Below are 14,562 nucleotides of genomic sequence, written 5' to 3' on the forward strand. Positions count from 1 at the left end.
ACCCCCATGAGAGAGTATCCCCGCACGCTACGCATCAACACGCAATTGCAGGGCGAGCTTTCGACGCTGATTCGCGGCGAACTCTCCGACCCGCGCGTGCTCGGCGTCACCATCACCAAGGTCGACGTCTCGCCGGATCTGCGCAATGCGCGGATCAGCGTCAGTCTGCTCGGCAGCGACGAACAGCTGAAGGATGCGCTCAAGGGCCTGAATCACGCGGCTGGCAAATTGCGTTACGAGCTCGGCGAGCGCCTGCGCCTGCGTCACGTGCCGCAGCTGCACTTTGCTGCCGATACCGCCTTGCGCGAGGGTGATCGCATCAGCGCGTTGATCCGGGCGGCCGTGCGCAGCGACGACAACGGTGAGGGCGACAGCCCCGGGCACCGTGACGAGTCATCGGAAACCTGACGGCGGATGGCAGTTTCGCCACGGCCCCCACGCCGCAAGCTCGATGGCATTCTGCTGCTCGACAAGCCGCTCGGCCTGAGTTCGAACGACGCCTTGCAGAAAGCCAAACGCCTGTTCAATGCCGACAAGGCCGGCCACACCGGCAGCCTTGATCCGCTGGCGACCGGCATGCTGCCGATCTGCTTCGGCGAGGCGACCAAGCTGAGCGCCGTACTGCTCGAATCCGACAAGGAATACCGGGCGCAGGTCCGGCTGGGCGAGCAGACCAGCACCGGCGATGCCGAAGGCGACGTCATCGCCCGGTCCGATCCCTCGCTGCTGTCGAAGGCAGAGCTGGAGTCGGCGTTGCGCAGTTTTCTCGGCGTGCAGCAGCAGGTGCCACCGATGTACTCGGCGCTCAAGCGCGATGGTCGGCCGCTGTACGAGTTGGCGCGTGAGGGCCAGACCGTGGTGCGCGAGGCGCGCGAGGTGATGCTCAGCGAGCTTGAACTCCTGGAGTTCGGGGGCAACGGCTTCGCGATGCGGGTGCGCTGCTCGAAGGGCACGTATATCCGCACGCTGGCCGAGGACATCTGCGCTGCTGCGGGGCAACGCGGGCACCTGATCGGCTTGCGGCGTACGGCGGTGACACCGTTCGGCGACCGGACGCCGGTCAGCCTGGAGCAGCTGCAGGCGCTGTCCGGCGACTTCACGGCGCTGGATCGCCTGCTCCTGAGTCCGGGCCAGGCGCTTGCGCACTGGCCGCGGGTGGTCCTCGACGAGGCACAGGCGGCTGCGTTCCGGCATGGTCGCGCCATCCGTCTGCCCGGCCTTGTCGAGCACACGCGCCTGGCCGTCAACGGACCGGACGGCGAGCTGCTGGGCATCGCCCGGGGCGATGGCGATGGCTGCTTGAAGCCGCAACGCTGTCTGCTCACAAGGACATGAAGACGCTTTAACTTGTGAGAAAGCCGTAGAAAAAGTTAATATATTGGACTTTGTAGCGATCAAAGAATTAGTTCGGAGCTGAAGGCAATGAGTTTGACGGTTGAACGCAAGGCGGACGTGGTGAGCAAGCATGCCCGCGCCAAGAATGACACGGGCTCTCCCGAGGTCCAGGTTGCTTTGTTGACGGAGCGCATCAATGTGCTCGCGCCGCATTTCGAGCAGCACAAGAAGGACAATCACTCGCGCCGTGGTCTGCTGAAGATGGTCAATCAGCGCCGCCAGATGCTCGACTATCTGAAGCGCAAGGATGAACCCCGTTACATCAAGCTCATCGCCGAGCTCGGTCTGCGCCGCTAACAGCGGCGCAGTCGTTTTTACCGCCAGAAAACAGGGGTAGACCATGGCAGTACCTGCCACTCCCGCCGTGCCCGTAAAGAAGACGTTCCGCTACGGCAAGCACGACGTCACGTTTGAAACCGCTGCCATTGCCCGTCAGGCGACCGCGGCGGTCATGGTTCACATCGACGACACCGTGGTGTTCGTCAGCGTCGTCGGCAAGAAGGAAGCCAAGCCCGATCAGGACTTCTTCCCGCTGACCGTCGATTACATGGAACGCTTCTACGCCGGTGGCCGCATTCCCGGCGGCTTCTTCAAGCGTGAAGGGCGTCCGACCGAGAAGGAAACGCTGACCTCGCGTCTGATCGACCGTCCGCTGCGTCCGCTGTTCCCGGATGGTTACTACAACGAGGTGCAGATCGTCGCGATGGTGATGTCGCTGAACCCGGAAGTCTCGGGCGACATTCCGGCAATGCTCGGCGCCTCGGCCGCGCTGGCCCTGTCGGGCCTGCCGTTCCAGGGCCCGATCGGCGCCGCCCGCGTCGGTTACAAGGACGGCAACTACCTGTTGAACCCGACGGAAACCGAACTCGAAAGCTCGGATCTCGACCTCGTCGTCGCCGGCACCAAGGACGCGGTGCTGATGGTCGAATCGGAAGCCAAGATGCTGTCCGAGCCGGTCATGCTCGGCGCCGTGCTGTTCGGCCACGAGCAGATGCAGGCTGCAATCCAGGCGATCAACGAGTTCGCCGCCGAAGCCGGCAAGGCCAAGTGGGACTGGAAGGCCGCCGATCGCAGCGCCGTCACCGAGTTCGCCAGCAGCTACGAGGCGCAGATTGCGCAAGCGTACACGCTGATGGACAAGCAGCAGCGCTACAGCGCGATGGGCGACGTCCGCAAGGCCGCCAGCGCCGCGCGTCCGGCCGATGCGCCGTTCAGCGAAAACCAGTTGAAGGCCGAGTTGCACGAGCTTGAAGCCAAGGTCGTCCGCAACCGCATTCTCGATGGCTCGCCGCGCATCGACGGCCGCGACCTGTTCACCGTGCGTCCGCTGGCGATGTCGGCCGGCGTGTTGCCGCGCACCCACGGCTCGGCGTTGTTCACGCGTGGCGAGACCCAGGTGCTGGCGGTGACCACGCTCGGTACCGGCAAGGACTACCAGATCATCGACGCCGTGGAAGGCGAGTGGCATGAACACTTCATGTTCCACTACAACTTCCCTCCGTACTGCGTCGGCGAAACCGGCCGCCTGAACGCGCCGAAGCGCCGCGAAATCGGTCACGGCCGACTCGCCAAGCGTGGCGTGGCCGCGGTCATGCCGGACCTCGACCGCGAGTTCCCGTACATCGTGCGCGTGGTGTCTGAAGTCACCGAATCGAACGGCTCGTCGTCGATGGCGTCGGTGTGCGGCGCCTGTCTGTCGATGATGGACGCCGGCGTGCCGCTGAAGGCGCCGGTCGCCGGCGTCGCGATGGGCCTGATTCTGGAAGGCAGCCGCTGGGCCGTGCTGACCGACATCCTCGGTGACGAAGATCACCTCGGCGACATGGACTTCAAGGTCGCCGGCACCAAGGACGGCATTACCGCCCTGCAGATGGACATCAAGGTCGCCGGCATCACCGGCGAGATCATGGCGCAGGCGCTGACGCAGGCCAAGACCGCGCGTCTCGGTATCCTCGAACAGATGGTGCAGGTGCTGCCGACGCCGCGCTCGCAGCTGTCGCCGTTCGCGCCGCGCATCACGACGATCAAGATCAATCCGGACAAGATCCGCGAAGTGATCGGCAAGGGTGGCGCGACGATTCAGTCGATCACCAAGGAAACCGGTACGCAGATCGACATCTCCGACGACGGCACGATCAAGATCGCGGCGGTCGACGGCAAGGCGGCGGAAGCGGCGATCAGCCGCATCAACACGCTGACCAAGGACGTCGAAGTCGGCACAATCTACGAAGGCAAGGTCGCCAAGATCATGGACTTCGGTGCGTTCGTGACGATCGCGCCGGGCAAGGATGGTCTGGTGCACATCTCGCAGCTGGCCGACAAGCGCGTCGAGAAGGTCGACGAAGTCGTCAAGGAAGGCCAGCAGGTTCGCGTCAAGGTTCTGGAAGTCAGCCGCGACGGCAAGATCCGCCTGTCGATGAAGTCCAGCGACGTTGGTGTGGAAACCGCCTGATCGGTCGGGACCGCAGCAAGGCAAAACGGCGCACCGAGAGGTGCGCCGTTTTCGTTTGTGCTGCCGGAACATGCCGGCCGACGTGGCTCGCAGGCAGTCCGAGCCCGCCGCTGCCAGTGTCGAGAGTCAGGAATTCGCATGCGAAATCGATGGTCTGTTTCGCGCCCGGCGGTGTTGCGCCTCCTCGCCATATGAGCCGATATGCCTCGTCGGCGTGTTTTGCCAGTCGCGAAAAATCCTCGCCGATTTCATCAAGGAAATTCCGACTCGCGACAATAGGACCTGTTAACGCTATGGACGATCGCTGCGTTGCTGCCAGCAATCACGCCAGGCAAGGCAGGAGCCGCAGGGCTTGGTGGCGCCAAGCGCAAGGCTCGTAACGCCGCATGGCGCGATTGCTGGCGCAACCCGAATGGGGCGGGGCCGTTTTGGCGCAGGGCGGCGTTGCCAGCCGCTTGCCTGGCGCCACCAGGCGGCGCGGCTGGCGCCTTGCCCTGCGCCAAAACGACCTCCGCCGCAGCGATTGCCATCGCGTTAACAGGCCCTAGGGCATCGAGTCCTTTTGCGGACTTTCGTCCTCGCGTCCGTTGCGGCGCTTGATGACCTTGGTGCTGTTCTGAAGATTGTGCAGGAACTCCTTGCGGATCGAGCGCCAGATCGGCACCTGGCGATCGGCCATTTCCTTGAGCACCTGCAGCGGCTGCTGTGCCTGGCCCAGCATCTGCCGCATCTGATCGGTGAAATGATCCTGCTGTTCCTGGAACAGGCGCGCCGACAGTTCCAGGTAGCGACCGATGCTGTTCTGCATCGGATCGCCGTAGTAGCGGATGATGAATTCCAGCAGATCGCTGGTGAAGATCGGATCGCCGCCTTCTTCCTGCTCGGAGATCACCTGCAGCAGGATCGTGCGGGTGATGTCTTCGTGCGTGCGCTTGTCCTCGACACGGAACTTCACATCCTGCAGCACCAGCTGGCGGATTTCCTCCAGCGTGATGTAGCGGCTGATGTGCGTGTCGTAGAGACGCCGGTTGGGGTACTTCTTGATGATGCGGACGTCGGACATTCGGAGACCGGTTGGCGATGCTTTGCTGCAGTGCAATAGCTTTGACCCATGATGCCAGAACTAGGGCGGCTGCTCCACCGCAAGCCATGTCTGGGTAGTGCGTCAGTTTGAAATCTGATTCGGTCTGGTCATGCTTGACCGGTCAGGCTGCCGGCGTATCCTGATCGCATGGCTACAAAACCGAAACGCCCGCGCGATACCAACCAGCTCGCCAAGTTCATCACGGATATTGCGTCCGGCGAAGTCGAGATGCCCAAGACCGACGACGGGAAAGATCCGGCAGCCGTTGCGCTTGGGCGCAAGGGTGGATTGAAGGGCGGCGCGGCGCGCGCGCAAAAACTGACCGCTGAAGAGCGGTCAGAGATCGCGAAGAAAGCAGCAAAGGCGCGCTGGAAGAAGGCCTAAAGGCCCTTTCCATCGTCTTCTGGCAGGTCAAGCGGAAGCGCCATTGTGTGACCGTACTTTGGCTTGAACCGATCCATTTTCTCCATGAAGTCGGCCCAGTCTTTGCTCATCTGCATAAAAGCGATTACCGAACCCAAATGTTCTTTGAGCTTGGGATATCCGACATTCGTGGTCAGCTTGCGAAAGTAGTGATGCTTGCGACGACCTGATTCGAGTTTCGGCACAACTCTTCTGAGTTCTGCAAGGACGCCAGGGGCTATGCGGTCATAGACAACATTGTTCGTCAGGACGCCAAAATACTGCGGTCTCTTTACAGTTGCAGTTGGATAGTCGAGCCCACGGAGTCGGAACATCTCTTGATAGAACTCATTCGGGAAGGTCTGAACCCACGGCTGCAGTTCCTTGTCGATGAAGGCTTCCAAAATTTTGGCGAGCGCATCTTTGGCGCGATCCTTTTGGTATCCGGTCGCCTCGTCTACAAGCGCGATGATGCCAACGCGAGCAAAACCGCGAACTAGAATCTCACACTGTTCTGCGATGTGTTCTTGTTGCTTCTGCAAAGCTCCAGCTTTTCTGGCCGCCAAAACTGCATCGCAGATATCCGCCAAGATGGTGGCTGGATATCCGAAAGCGATGCCACCACCCCCTTGATGTCGGAATTTTATCGGGGCTTGGATCAGCGCCAGTAAGTCATTGGATGCAAAGGGGGAAAGACCTTTTCCGCTCATAAATCCGGTGAGTCGGTCAGCACCGCCAGCCCGAGAACCGTACTTCATGCCCAAGGCGGCAACGACACCGCGTTGGGAAAGCACGCGCGTCTCGTCTTCGAGGACATAGCAAGGAATTTCGACGTCACCAATCTTCAACGGGTGGTCAGAAGATCCGTGCGTTACCTGCTTTACATCCTCACTCCACCTCGCAGCAGCAGCTTTTTCTCCAATCTCCCTTCTGCGCTTGGCGCTAAGCGTTTTTGCGCGGATTACTCCGCCTTTCGCTTTGCCGGTTGCCTCGATTTCTGACATTTTCATCTCCGGTTAATGCTTGCATAATACTGAGAAATAGTACTAATGCAAGCATCTGCTTGCATACTAGATGCGCGTCATGCATAATGTTCACATTGAAATTGAGTAAGTCATGAACGTCCTGCCCCTCTCCAAGCGCGCTCAGATCATCGGCCTACTGGTTGAAGGCAACAGCATGCGCGCCACTGCGAGGCTGGCGGATGTGTCACTCAACACCGTGTCTAAGTTCCTCGCCGACGTTGGCGCCGCCTGCGCCGAGTATCAGGACAAGGCGTTCCACAACCTGCCGTGCAAGCGCATTCAGTGCGATGAAATCTGGTCCTTCGTAGGCGCCAAGGAAAAGAACGCATCTGAAGCCATGCGCGCGGCTGGCAACGCTGGCGACGTCTGGACGTGGACCGCGATTTGCGCCGACACCAAACTGATGCCCTGCTGGGCCGTGGGCGCCCGCAATGCGGCCGTAGCGAACGAGTTCATGGACGACTTGGCTTCGCGCCTCACCAACCGAGTACAGCTCACCACGGACGGGAATCGCACCTATCTTGATGCGGTCAAGGAGGCTTTCGTCGGCCAGGTCGACTACGCAATGCTCGTCAAGCAGTACGGCGCCGCGCCGGGAATCGAAGGCACGCGCCGCTACAGCCCGGCGGAATGCACTGGCGCGATCAAGCAGAACGTCTCAGGCAATCCGGAAGGCGCTCATATCTCCACTAGCTACGTCGAGCGCGCGAATCTGACGATGCGTATGGGCATGCGCCGCTTCACGCGCCTGACGAATGCCTTCAGCAAGAAGGTCGAAGCGCACGCCAGCGCCGTCGCGCTGCACTTCATGTACTACAACTTCGGCCGAGTTCATAAGACCCTACGCGTGACGCCAGCTATGGAAGCCGGTATCAGCGATCATGTCTGGACCCATGCCGAGATTGCGGCGCTGGTCGTGGATAAGGTGCCAACCAAGCGCGGCCCTTACAAGAAACGCGAAATTTCAAACTGACGCATTACCCATGTCTGCGCCGGGACCGATGCCAGGCGCCAGTGCCGACGTGCCCATTCGAGCAGTAGCGATGGTGGGGCGCCGAGCAAGGCGGCCGGCGGTTGCTGCTGCAGCCATTGCAGACACAGCCAGAGATTGCGGCCGGCATCCTCTGCCGTTATCGGATTCGCGTGATTCTGCTTCGACAGCTTCAGGCCATCGCGACCGCCGATGACCGGCAGGTGGTGATAACGCGGCGCCTGCAGCATCAGCTCGCGCTGTACGCACATCTGCGCAAAGGTCGAGCCGATCAGATCGGCGCCGCGCACGACATCGCTGATCTGCTGCGCGTGTTCGTCGATCGCGCAGGCCAGGTGGTAGCCGACGATGCCGTCGCGACGGCGCACGACGAAGTCGCCAAGCTCGCTGTCGAGCGCCCGCGAAAGCTCCCCCTGGACGCCGTCTTGGTAACGAAGTTGCCGTGCGCCGACGGTCAGGCGCAGCGCCGCATCCGTCTCGCCCAGCCGGGCTTCACGACAGGTTCCGGCGTAGACCGCACCGTCCGGGCCGATGCGGCTGCCGGCAGCCAGTTCCGCGCGCGTGCAGCGACAAGCGTACAGCCGCCCGGTCTGCTGCAGCTGACTCACTGCGGCGCGGTACTCGTCGAGATGTGCGGACTGGTAGCGCGGCGCTTCATCCCAGTACAGACCATGCGCTTCGAGCTGCTGGAGAATTCGCGCGTCGACGCCGGCCACGCAACGCGGCCCATCGAGATCGTCGATGCGCAGTAGCCAGCGGCCGTCGTGCGTACGCGCCTCGAGCCAGCTCGCCAGCGCCGTCATCAGCGATCCGAGATGCAGGGGTCCGCTTGGTGTCGGTGCGAAGCGGCCGCGGTAGGCGTGACGGGCAGGAGAGCGAACGGTCATGGTCGTGCGGCTGAACGGTGCGCTGAATCACATCGCGAGGCGCGCCGCATGGTACATTAAGTACAGGTTGTAACTGTTTGAATCACGATATGAGCGTTGATGGTTCTCATGGTCGCCGCACCGCACTGCCGGGGCGTTCGGCATGAGCCTTAAAGCAGTCCTGTTTGATGTCGATGGCACCTTGGCGGATACCGAGGCGCTGGGCCATCGTCCCGCTTACAACCGCGCGTTCCGCAATCTCGGTCTGGATTTTCGCTGGGGACCGAAGCTCTACCGCAAGCTGCTCAAGCAGCCAGGTGGTCGCGAACGGATCAAGCATTACCTTCAGCACTATCAGCCGGAACTCGGTGCCGAAGCGGCGGAGGTCGACCAGAATCTCGATGCCTGGGTCGCCAAGGTCCACACGCTCAAATCCCACTACTTCAAGCGCTACATGCGGCATGGCCGCGTACCGCTGCGGCCGGGCATCGCCCGCATCATGCGCGAGGCGCGCAGTTCCGGTATCCGTCTTGCCATCGTCACCAACGCCAGCCTGAAGACGCTGCGGCCGGTCCTGAAATACAGCATGGGACCTGAGCTCGCGGCGGAAGTGGAAATCATCGCCAGTGGTGAGGAGGTACAGCGCAAGAAGCCGGCGCCCGATCTCTATCAGCTGGCCATGCGTCGGCTCAATCTCGATGCGTCCGAATGCGTGGCGCTCGAGGATTCCGAGATGGGATTGCGTGCCGCCACGGCCGCCGGACTGTCGGCGGTCGTCACGATCAACCGCGATACTCTGGAACAGGACTTCAGTGACGCGGCGCTGGTCGTCAGCAGCCTCGGGGAACCCGGCGCGCCGACGCGCGTGCTGCAGGGCCATCTGGCCGGCCTGCCCTGGGTCACGCTCGATACGCTCGGCACGGTATTGGCCGAACGTCACCGTCCGCGCGAGCGTCGCGCCGCCTAGATTCAGCAGCCGGACGCCGCCGTCTATACTCGCCGCTCGTCACGGGAGCGGATCGCATGCGGCGCTGGAACGGGTGGGGCGATGAATCCGATCACTTCGAACTGAGCGACGATGCGCGCGACTTCCTGCGCGCCCGCATCGGCGACGGTAGGCCGCCGCACGATGCCACGATCGACGAAGCCCTGCGCGGTGTCGCCGACAGTCGTGTGCATGCTGCCGCCCGTTTCGACACCGATCCGCGCCTGCGACTGCTGCATGCGCGTGGTCAGAGCTTCCCCGACTGGGTCGCGATGAAGTCCGGCCGCTTCGGGCCGGTCGCCGATGCCGTCGCGCGACCGGCGTCGCACGAGGAAGCGGCAGATGCGCTTGCCGAAGCGCAGAAGCTCGGCGCGATCGTGATCCCCTATGGCGGCGGCACCAGCGTCGTCGGGCACTTGAACGTTCCGGTCGGTGATCGGCCGGTCGTCAACATCTCGTTCGAGCGCATGAACCGTCTGCTCGCTTTCGACGAGAAGTCGCAGCTGGCCACCTTCGGTGCCGGCACGCCCGGCCCGCAGATCGAGGCGCAGTTGCGCGGCCATGGCGCGCTGCTCGGGCACTTCCCGCAGTCCTACGAATTCTCGACCATCGGTGGCTGGGTCGTGACGCGTTCTTCCGGTCAGCAGTCGCTACGCTACGGCCGCATCGAAAATCTTTTTGCGTCGGGGCGTCTGCTGACGCCGCGCGGCGCCTTGCGCATCGGCAGTGCACCGGCGTCGTCGGCCGGCCAGGATCTGCGTGAGGCGGTGCTGGGTTCCGAGGGGCGGCTCGGTTTGCTGACCGAAGTCACGGCGCGCGTGCGGCGACTGCCGGCGAGCGAGGACTTCCATGCCGTGTTCTTTCCGAGCTGGGAGGCCGGCGTCGAGGCGGCGCGGGCGATCACCCAGGCCGAAGTGCCCTTGTCGATGCTGCGACTGTCGAACGAGATCGAAACCGAAACGCAGTTGCGGCTCGCCGGCCACACGGAACTGATCAAGTGGCTGCAGCGCTATCTCGGCATGCGTGGCATTGCGCAGGGTCAGTGCATGATGGTGATCGGGGCAAGCGGTTCGCTGGGCGCGACGCGACGCATGCGACGCGAAGCCCTGGCGATCGCCAAGCTGTTTCACGGCGTCCACGTCGGCAAGGCGATCGGCAAGAGCTGGGCGAAGAACCGTTTTCGCGGACCCTTGCTGCGCAATGCGCTGTGGGACGCCGGCTACGCCGCCGACACGGTCGAGACTGCGGTGAACTGGCCGCAGGCGACCGCGACCATGCGTGCGATCGAAGCCGCGGCACGCGAGGTGCTGTATGCCGACAACGAGCGCATGCATGCCTTCACTCATCTGTCGCACGTTTACCGCCAGGGCTGCAGTGTCTATTCGACGTTCGTGTTCCGCTCGACTGGTGACCCGGACGGCGACATGGAACGCTGGCGGCGCCTGAAGGCGCGCGTGTCGACGGCGATCGTCGAACACGGCGGCACGATCAGTCACCAGCATGGCGTCGGTGTCGATCACGCGCCTTATCTGATCCACGAGAAAGGCGAACTCGGTCTCGATCTGATGCGGGCAATGGCAAGGGAACTCGATCCGCAACAGATGATGAATCCGGGCAAGTTGTTCGTCTGAGCACATGCCTGAACGGATCACCCTGCAGCAGCTCGATGATCACTACGATCTGATCGTCATCGGCGGCGGCATCACCGGTGCCGGCATTTTTCGCGAGGCCGCGCGCCGCGGCGTGCGCGTGCTGCTGGTCGAGGCGGCCGATTTCGCATCCGGCACGTCGTCGGCGTCGTCGAAACTCGTGCATGGTGGCCTGCGCTATCTGAAGAACGGCGACTGGCGCCTGACCCTGGAGTCGGTGCGGGAACGTCAGCGGCTGCTGCGCGAAGCCGCCGGTCTGGTCGAGCCGCTGCCGTTCCTGATGCCCATCCATCGTGACCGCAGGCCCGGTCGCTGGCTGATGCAGATCGGCCTGCGTATTTACGATGCGATGGCCGGCGCGCGACGCTCGTTCTGGTTGAGCGCGCAACAGGCCGTGGCGCGTGAACCGGTATTGCGGGCCGGCACCTTGCGCGGCGCGATGCTCTACGAAGATGCGAGCACCGACGATGCGCGGCTGGTGCTGCGTCTGCTGCTTGCCGGCATCGCAGACGGTGGGGTAGCAGTCAACTACGTGTCCGCCGAGCCCGTCAGCGACAGTGAGCGTGTGCGCGGCGTGCGCCTGCGTGACGACGAGCGCGGCGCGGTGCGCGAGATCGCTGCGCGTCTGGTCATCAATGCGACCGGCGCCTGGGCGGACCGCCTCGCGAATGCGCCGCCGGGTGCGCCGACGCTGCGACCGCTGCGCGGCAGCCATCTCGTGTTTGCGTCGCGCAGCCTGCCGCTGGCGCACGCCGTGACCTGGCTGCATCCGCATGACGGCCGGCCGATCTTCGCGCATCCCTGGGAAGGCGCCGTGGTCTACGGCACGACCGATCTCGATCATGACGACGAGCTGTCGTCACCGCGGATCACGGCTGCCGAGATCGATTACCTGATGGTCGGGCTGAAGGCACAGTTTCCCGATCTGTCGCTGCGCGCCGGCGACGCCTTGTCCAGCTATGCCGGCGTGCGGCCGGTGGTCGCCGGTGGCCACGACGATCCGTCGCGCGAGTCGCGCGAGTCGGCGATGTGGGCGGCCCCGGGACTGATCGGCATCACCGGCGGCAAGCTGACGACCTTCCGCGTGACCGCCAATCAGGTGCTGCAGACAGCCGCCGCCGAATTGCCGCAGCTGCTGCAGGGCCGGGGTGACGGTCCCTTGTTCGAAACCGGTATGGCGCCGGATCGTCTGGGCGGTCGTTACGGCGCGGCGGCGACCGAGATTCGCGCGATGCCGGCCGTGTTGCAGACGACGCTGGCGGACACGCCGTATCGACTCGCCGAGCTGATCTGGTCCCTGCGCCACGAAGCGATCGTGCATCTCGACGATCTGCTGTTGCGGCGCACGCGCATCGGTCTGGTCGCCGCCAACGGTGGCGTCGACCTGCTGCCGCTGCTGGCCGAGCCGGCCTGCGTGGCACTTGGCTGGAGCGAAACGCGCTGGCGGCAGGAATGCGAACGCTATCGCGCGCTCTGGCAACAGCGGCATGCGCCCCCCGCATCATGAGCCTGCGGACCATCCTCAGTCTCGATGTCGGCACGCAGAGCGCGCGAGCACTGGTGTTCGATGCCGACGGCAATCTGCTGGCCAAGGCCCAGGAGGTGTTCGCGACCACCTACGAATCGCCGCACCCCGGCTGGGCCGAGCAGGACCCGGAAGTCTACTGGCGCGCGATCACCAACTGCTGCCAGCAGTTGTGGCGTGACGCTGCGGTCAGCGCGCGCGACATCGCCGCCGTGACGCTGACCACGCAACGTTCGACGGTCGTCTGCGTCGATGCCGAAGGGCAGGTGCTGCGTCCGGCGATCGTCTGGCTCGATCAGCGCCGCGCCGAGCGGCCGCCCGATCTGGGTCTGGCCTGGCGCAGTGCATTCCGGCTCGCCGGCGCGCACACCCTGATCTCGCAGGTGCAGCGGGAAGCCGAGGCCAACTGGCTCGCCGAGCAGCAACCGGAAACCTGGCGCCGGACTGCACGTTTCCTGCTGCTGTCCGGCTGGCTGAGCTGGCGGCTCTGCGGTGCCTATGTCGATTCGGCCGGCGCCCAGGTCGGCTATCTGCCATTCGATTACAGGCGCCTCGCGTGGGCCGGCCCGCGTGACTTCAAATGGCGGGCACTGGCCGTACGCCGCGAGCAGCTGCCCGAGTTGGTGGCGCCGTCGCAAACGCTCGGCAGGCTGACGCCGGTAGCCGCCGACTCACTGGGGCTGGCGAGCGGCTTGCCGCTGATCGCCGCCGCCGCCGACAAGGCCTGCGAAGTGCTGGGCTCCGGCGCCGTCGAAGCCGATGTCGCACAGCTGAGCTTCGGCACCACGGCGACGATCAACACCACGCAGCCGCGCTACCTCGAAGTGCAGCGACTGGTGCCCGCCTATCCGGCGGCGCAGCCGCAGGCGTGGAATACGGAAATCCAGATCTATCGCGGGTTCTGGATGGTCAGCTGGTTCCGCCGCGAGTTCGCGATGCATGAAGAGCGGCTCGCGCGCGAGCGCGGGGTTGCCGTCGAAACCCTGTTCGACGAACTGATCAGGGCCGTGCCACCGGGCTCGATGGGCCTGACGCTGCAACCGTACTGGTCGCCCGGTGTGCGCATTCCGGGGCCGGAAGCCAAGGGCGCGATCATCGGTTTCGGCGACGTGCACACGCGCGCGCATCTGTACCGCGCGATTCTCGAAGGCCTGGTCTATGGTCTGCGTGGCGGCTGCGAGCAGATCGAACGCAAGCTCCGACACCCGATCCGCCTGCTGCGCGTCGCCGGCGGCGGCTCGCAATCCGATGTGGCCATGCAGATCACGGCCGACGTCTTCAAGCGTCCGGCCGAACGACCGTCGATCTACGAAACTTCCGGCCTGGGGGCGGCAATCAACGCCGCCGTCGGCCTGGGCTGGCACGCGGACCATGCGAGCGCGGTGCAGGCGATGACGCGCGTCGGTCGCCGCTTCGAGCCGGAGCCGGCGGCGGCGAAAATCTACGACGAGCTTTACCGGGAGGTCTACAGCCGCATGTACGGCCGCCTGCAGCCGCTGTACCGCAGCATCCGCCGCATCACCGGCTATCCGGCCTGATGCCGGACGCAGGATCGTTCCGGGTTCCTCGTGGTCGACCGAATCGCGGCTTGCGCCGTTCCTAAGATGGCGTTTGCCCGGCGCCGGTGGGATCGACGTGCCAGGCCGCTGGCGGCAGTTCGCCGTTCCAGGCTTTCTTGCGATGCTCGACGGTGACGTGCGTGTAGATGCCGCCGCGGACGTTGAACACGGCCGTCAGGCGCATGTAGCGCGGCGAAATCGCCTTCACCAGGTCGTCGAGAATCTGGTTGGTCACCGCCTCGTGGAAGCAGCCTTCGTTGCGGAAGCTCCAGATGTACATCTTCAGCGCCTTGAGTTCGACGCACTTCTTGTCGGCGACGTATTCCAGATAGAGCGTGCCGAAATCGGGCTGGCCGGTCATCGGGCACAGACAGGTGAATTCCGGGATGCGCATGCGGATGCAGAAATCGCGTTGCGGCGCCGGATTCGGGAAGGTTTCCAGCGTCTTGCTGGGTTGGCTCGGCATGAGGGAAACTCGGCTTGATGTCAAGGGCGATGCGCAGCACCAGGCTGGGCACGAAAGCGCTGTCGCAGCGGGGCGCTTAATTTACACTAGCGGCCATCAGAAGCCGTCCGCACGGCCGCAATACCACCGAATAAATAAGGCGAGCGCCGACCCCGGGTCGGCC

14 protein-coding genes are annotated in these 14,562 nt (G+C 64.0%); 10 read left to right on the plus strand and 4 right to left on the minus strand.

The genetic code is table 11. The annotated features are described in order from the left end of the window. Nucleotides 1-6 precede the first annotated feature (6 nt). The 4 genes from rbfA (at nucleotide 7) to pnp (ending at nucleotide 3,847) form a co-directional block, all read left to right on the plus strand. Nucleotides 7-408 carry a 30S ribosome-binding factor RbfA gene (rbfA, locus tag G7Y85_RS15340; RefSeq protein ID WP_166259096.1) on the plus strand — a complete coding sequence of 134 codons (402 nt, stop codon included), beginning with the start codon at nucleotides 7-9 and terminating at the stop codon, nucleotides 406-408. Nucleotides 409-414: 6 nt separating this feature from the next. Further along, nucleotides 415-1,335: a tRNA pseudouridine(55) synthase TruB gene (gene truB / locus G7Y85_RS15345; protein ID WP_166259099.1), complete on the plus strand. Its 921-nt coding sequence runs from the start codon at nucleotides 415-417 to the stop codon at nucleotides 1,333-1,335. A gap of 87 nt (nucleotides 1,336-1,422) precedes the next feature. After that, nucleotides 1,423-1,692 carry a 30S ribosomal protein S15 gene (gene rpsO, locus G7Y85_RS15350; protein ID WP_166259102.1) on the plus strand — a complete coding sequence of 90 codons (270 nt, stop codon included), beginning with the start codon at nucleotides 1,423-1,425 and terminating at the stop codon, nucleotides 1,690-1,692. A gap of 43 nt (nucleotides 1,693-1,735) precedes the next feature. After that, complete coding sequence (gene pnp / locus G7Y85_RS15355) at nucleotides 1,736-3,847, plus strand: polyribonucleotide nucleotidyltransferase (RefSeq protein ID WP_174839786.1); 2,112 nt, start codon at nucleotides 1,736-1,738, stop codon at nucleotides 3,845-3,847. A gap of 544 nt (nucleotides 3,848-4,391) precedes the next feature. Here pnp and phaR read toward each other — a convergent pair. Next, on the minus strand, nucleotides 4,392-4,910 hold the full coding sequence (gene phaR / locus G7Y85_RS15360) for a polyhydroxyalkanoate synthesis repressor PhaR (protein WP_166259105.1): 519 nt from the start codon (nucleotides 4,908-4,910) through the stop codon (nucleotides 4,392-4,394). 168 nt (nucleotides 4,911-5,078) lie between these two features. Between phaR and G7Y85_RS15365 the strand changes: the two genes are divergently transcribed. Further along, nucleotides 5,079-5,315: a histone H1 gene (locus G7Y85_RS15365; RefSeq protein WP_166259108.1), complete on the plus strand. Its 237-nt coding sequence runs from the start codon at nucleotides 5,079-5,081 to the stop codon at nucleotides 5,313-5,315. Here the strand turns inward: G7Y85_RS15365 and G7Y85_RS15370 are convergent. After that, nucleotides 5,312-6,343, minus strand: a complete 1,032-nt coding sequence (locus G7Y85_RS15370; protein WP_206675588.1) for a P63C domain-containing protein — start codon at nucleotides 6,341-6,343, stop codon at nucleotides 5,312-5,314. The two genes, G7Y85_RS15365 and G7Y85_RS15370, sit on opposite strands and share 4 nt — an antisense overlap. Nucleotides 6,344-6,449: 106 nt before the next feature. Here G7Y85_RS15370 and G7Y85_RS15375 point away from each other — a divergent pair, with 106 nt between their 5' ends. Further along, nucleotides 6,450-7,331 (plus strand): IS1 family transposase, encoded by an 882-nt coding sequence (locus G7Y85_RS15375; RefSeq protein WP_166259111.1) that lies wholly within the window; start codon nucleotides 6,450-6,452, stop codon nucleotides 7,329-7,331. On the opposite strand, the gene gluQRS is transcribed toward G7Y85_RS15375, so the two are convergent. Next, nucleotides 7,304-8,236: a tRNA glutamyl-Q(34) synthetase GluQRS gene (gene gluQRS / locus G7Y85_RS15380; protein ID WP_166259114.1), complete on the minus strand. Its 933-nt coding sequence runs from the start codon at nucleotides 8,234-8,236 to the stop codon at nucleotides 7,304-7,306. The genes G7Y85_RS15375 and gluQRS overlap by 28 nt on opposite strands. A 142-nt stretch (nucleotides 8,237-8,378) precedes the next feature. Between gluQRS and G7Y85_RS15385 the strand changes: the two genes are divergently transcribed. Genes G7Y85_RS15385 through G7Y85_RS15400 form a run of 4 tightly spaced genes read left to right on the plus strand, consistent with a single transcriptional unit; the run spans nucleotide 8,379 to nucleotide 13,912 of the window. Next, nucleotides 8,379-9,182, plus strand: a complete 804-nt coding sequence (locus G7Y85_RS15385; RefSeq protein WP_166259117.1) for an HAD-IA family hydrolase — start codon at nucleotides 8,379-8,381, stop codon at nucleotides 9,180-9,182. A gap of 56 nt (nucleotides 9,183-9,238) precedes the next feature. Further along, nucleotides 9,239-10,831: an FAD-binding oxidoreductase gene (locus G7Y85_RS15390; protein WP_166259120.1), complete on the plus strand. Its 1,593-nt coding sequence runs from the start codon at nucleotides 9,239-9,241 to the stop codon at nucleotides 10,829-10,831. Nucleotides 10,832-10,835: 4 nt separating this feature from the next. Then, nucleotides 10,836-12,356: a glycerol-3-phosphate dehydrogenase/oxidase gene (locus tag G7Y85_RS15395; RefSeq protein WP_166259123.1), complete on the plus strand. Its 1,521-nt coding sequence runs from the start codon at nucleotides 10,836-10,838 to the stop codon at nucleotides 12,354-12,356. After that, nucleotides 12,353-13,912, plus strand: coding sequence for an FGGY-family carbohydrate kinase (locus G7Y85_RS15400; protein WP_166259126.1), 1,560 nt, complete (start codon nucleotides 12,353-12,355; stop codon nucleotides 13,910-13,912). The genes G7Y85_RS15395 and G7Y85_RS15400 overlap by 4 nt, the downstream gene beginning before the upstream one ends. Nucleotides 13,913-13,973: 61 nt before the next feature. Here G7Y85_RS15400 and queF read toward each other — a convergent pair whose 3' ends face one another. Continuing rightward, nucleotides 13,974-14,399, minus strand: a complete 426-nt coding sequence (gene queF / locus G7Y85_RS15405) for a preQ(1) synthase (protein WP_166259129.1) — start codon at nucleotides 14,397-14,399, stop codon at nucleotides 13,974-13,976. Between the last annotated feature and the right edge of the window lie 163 nt (nucleotides 14,400-14,562).

This window comes from Solimonas terrae (assembly GCF_011067135.1).
Classification (GTDB): Bacteria; Pseudomonadota; Gammaproteobacteria; order Nevskiales; family Nevskiaceae; genus Solimonas; species Solimonas terrae.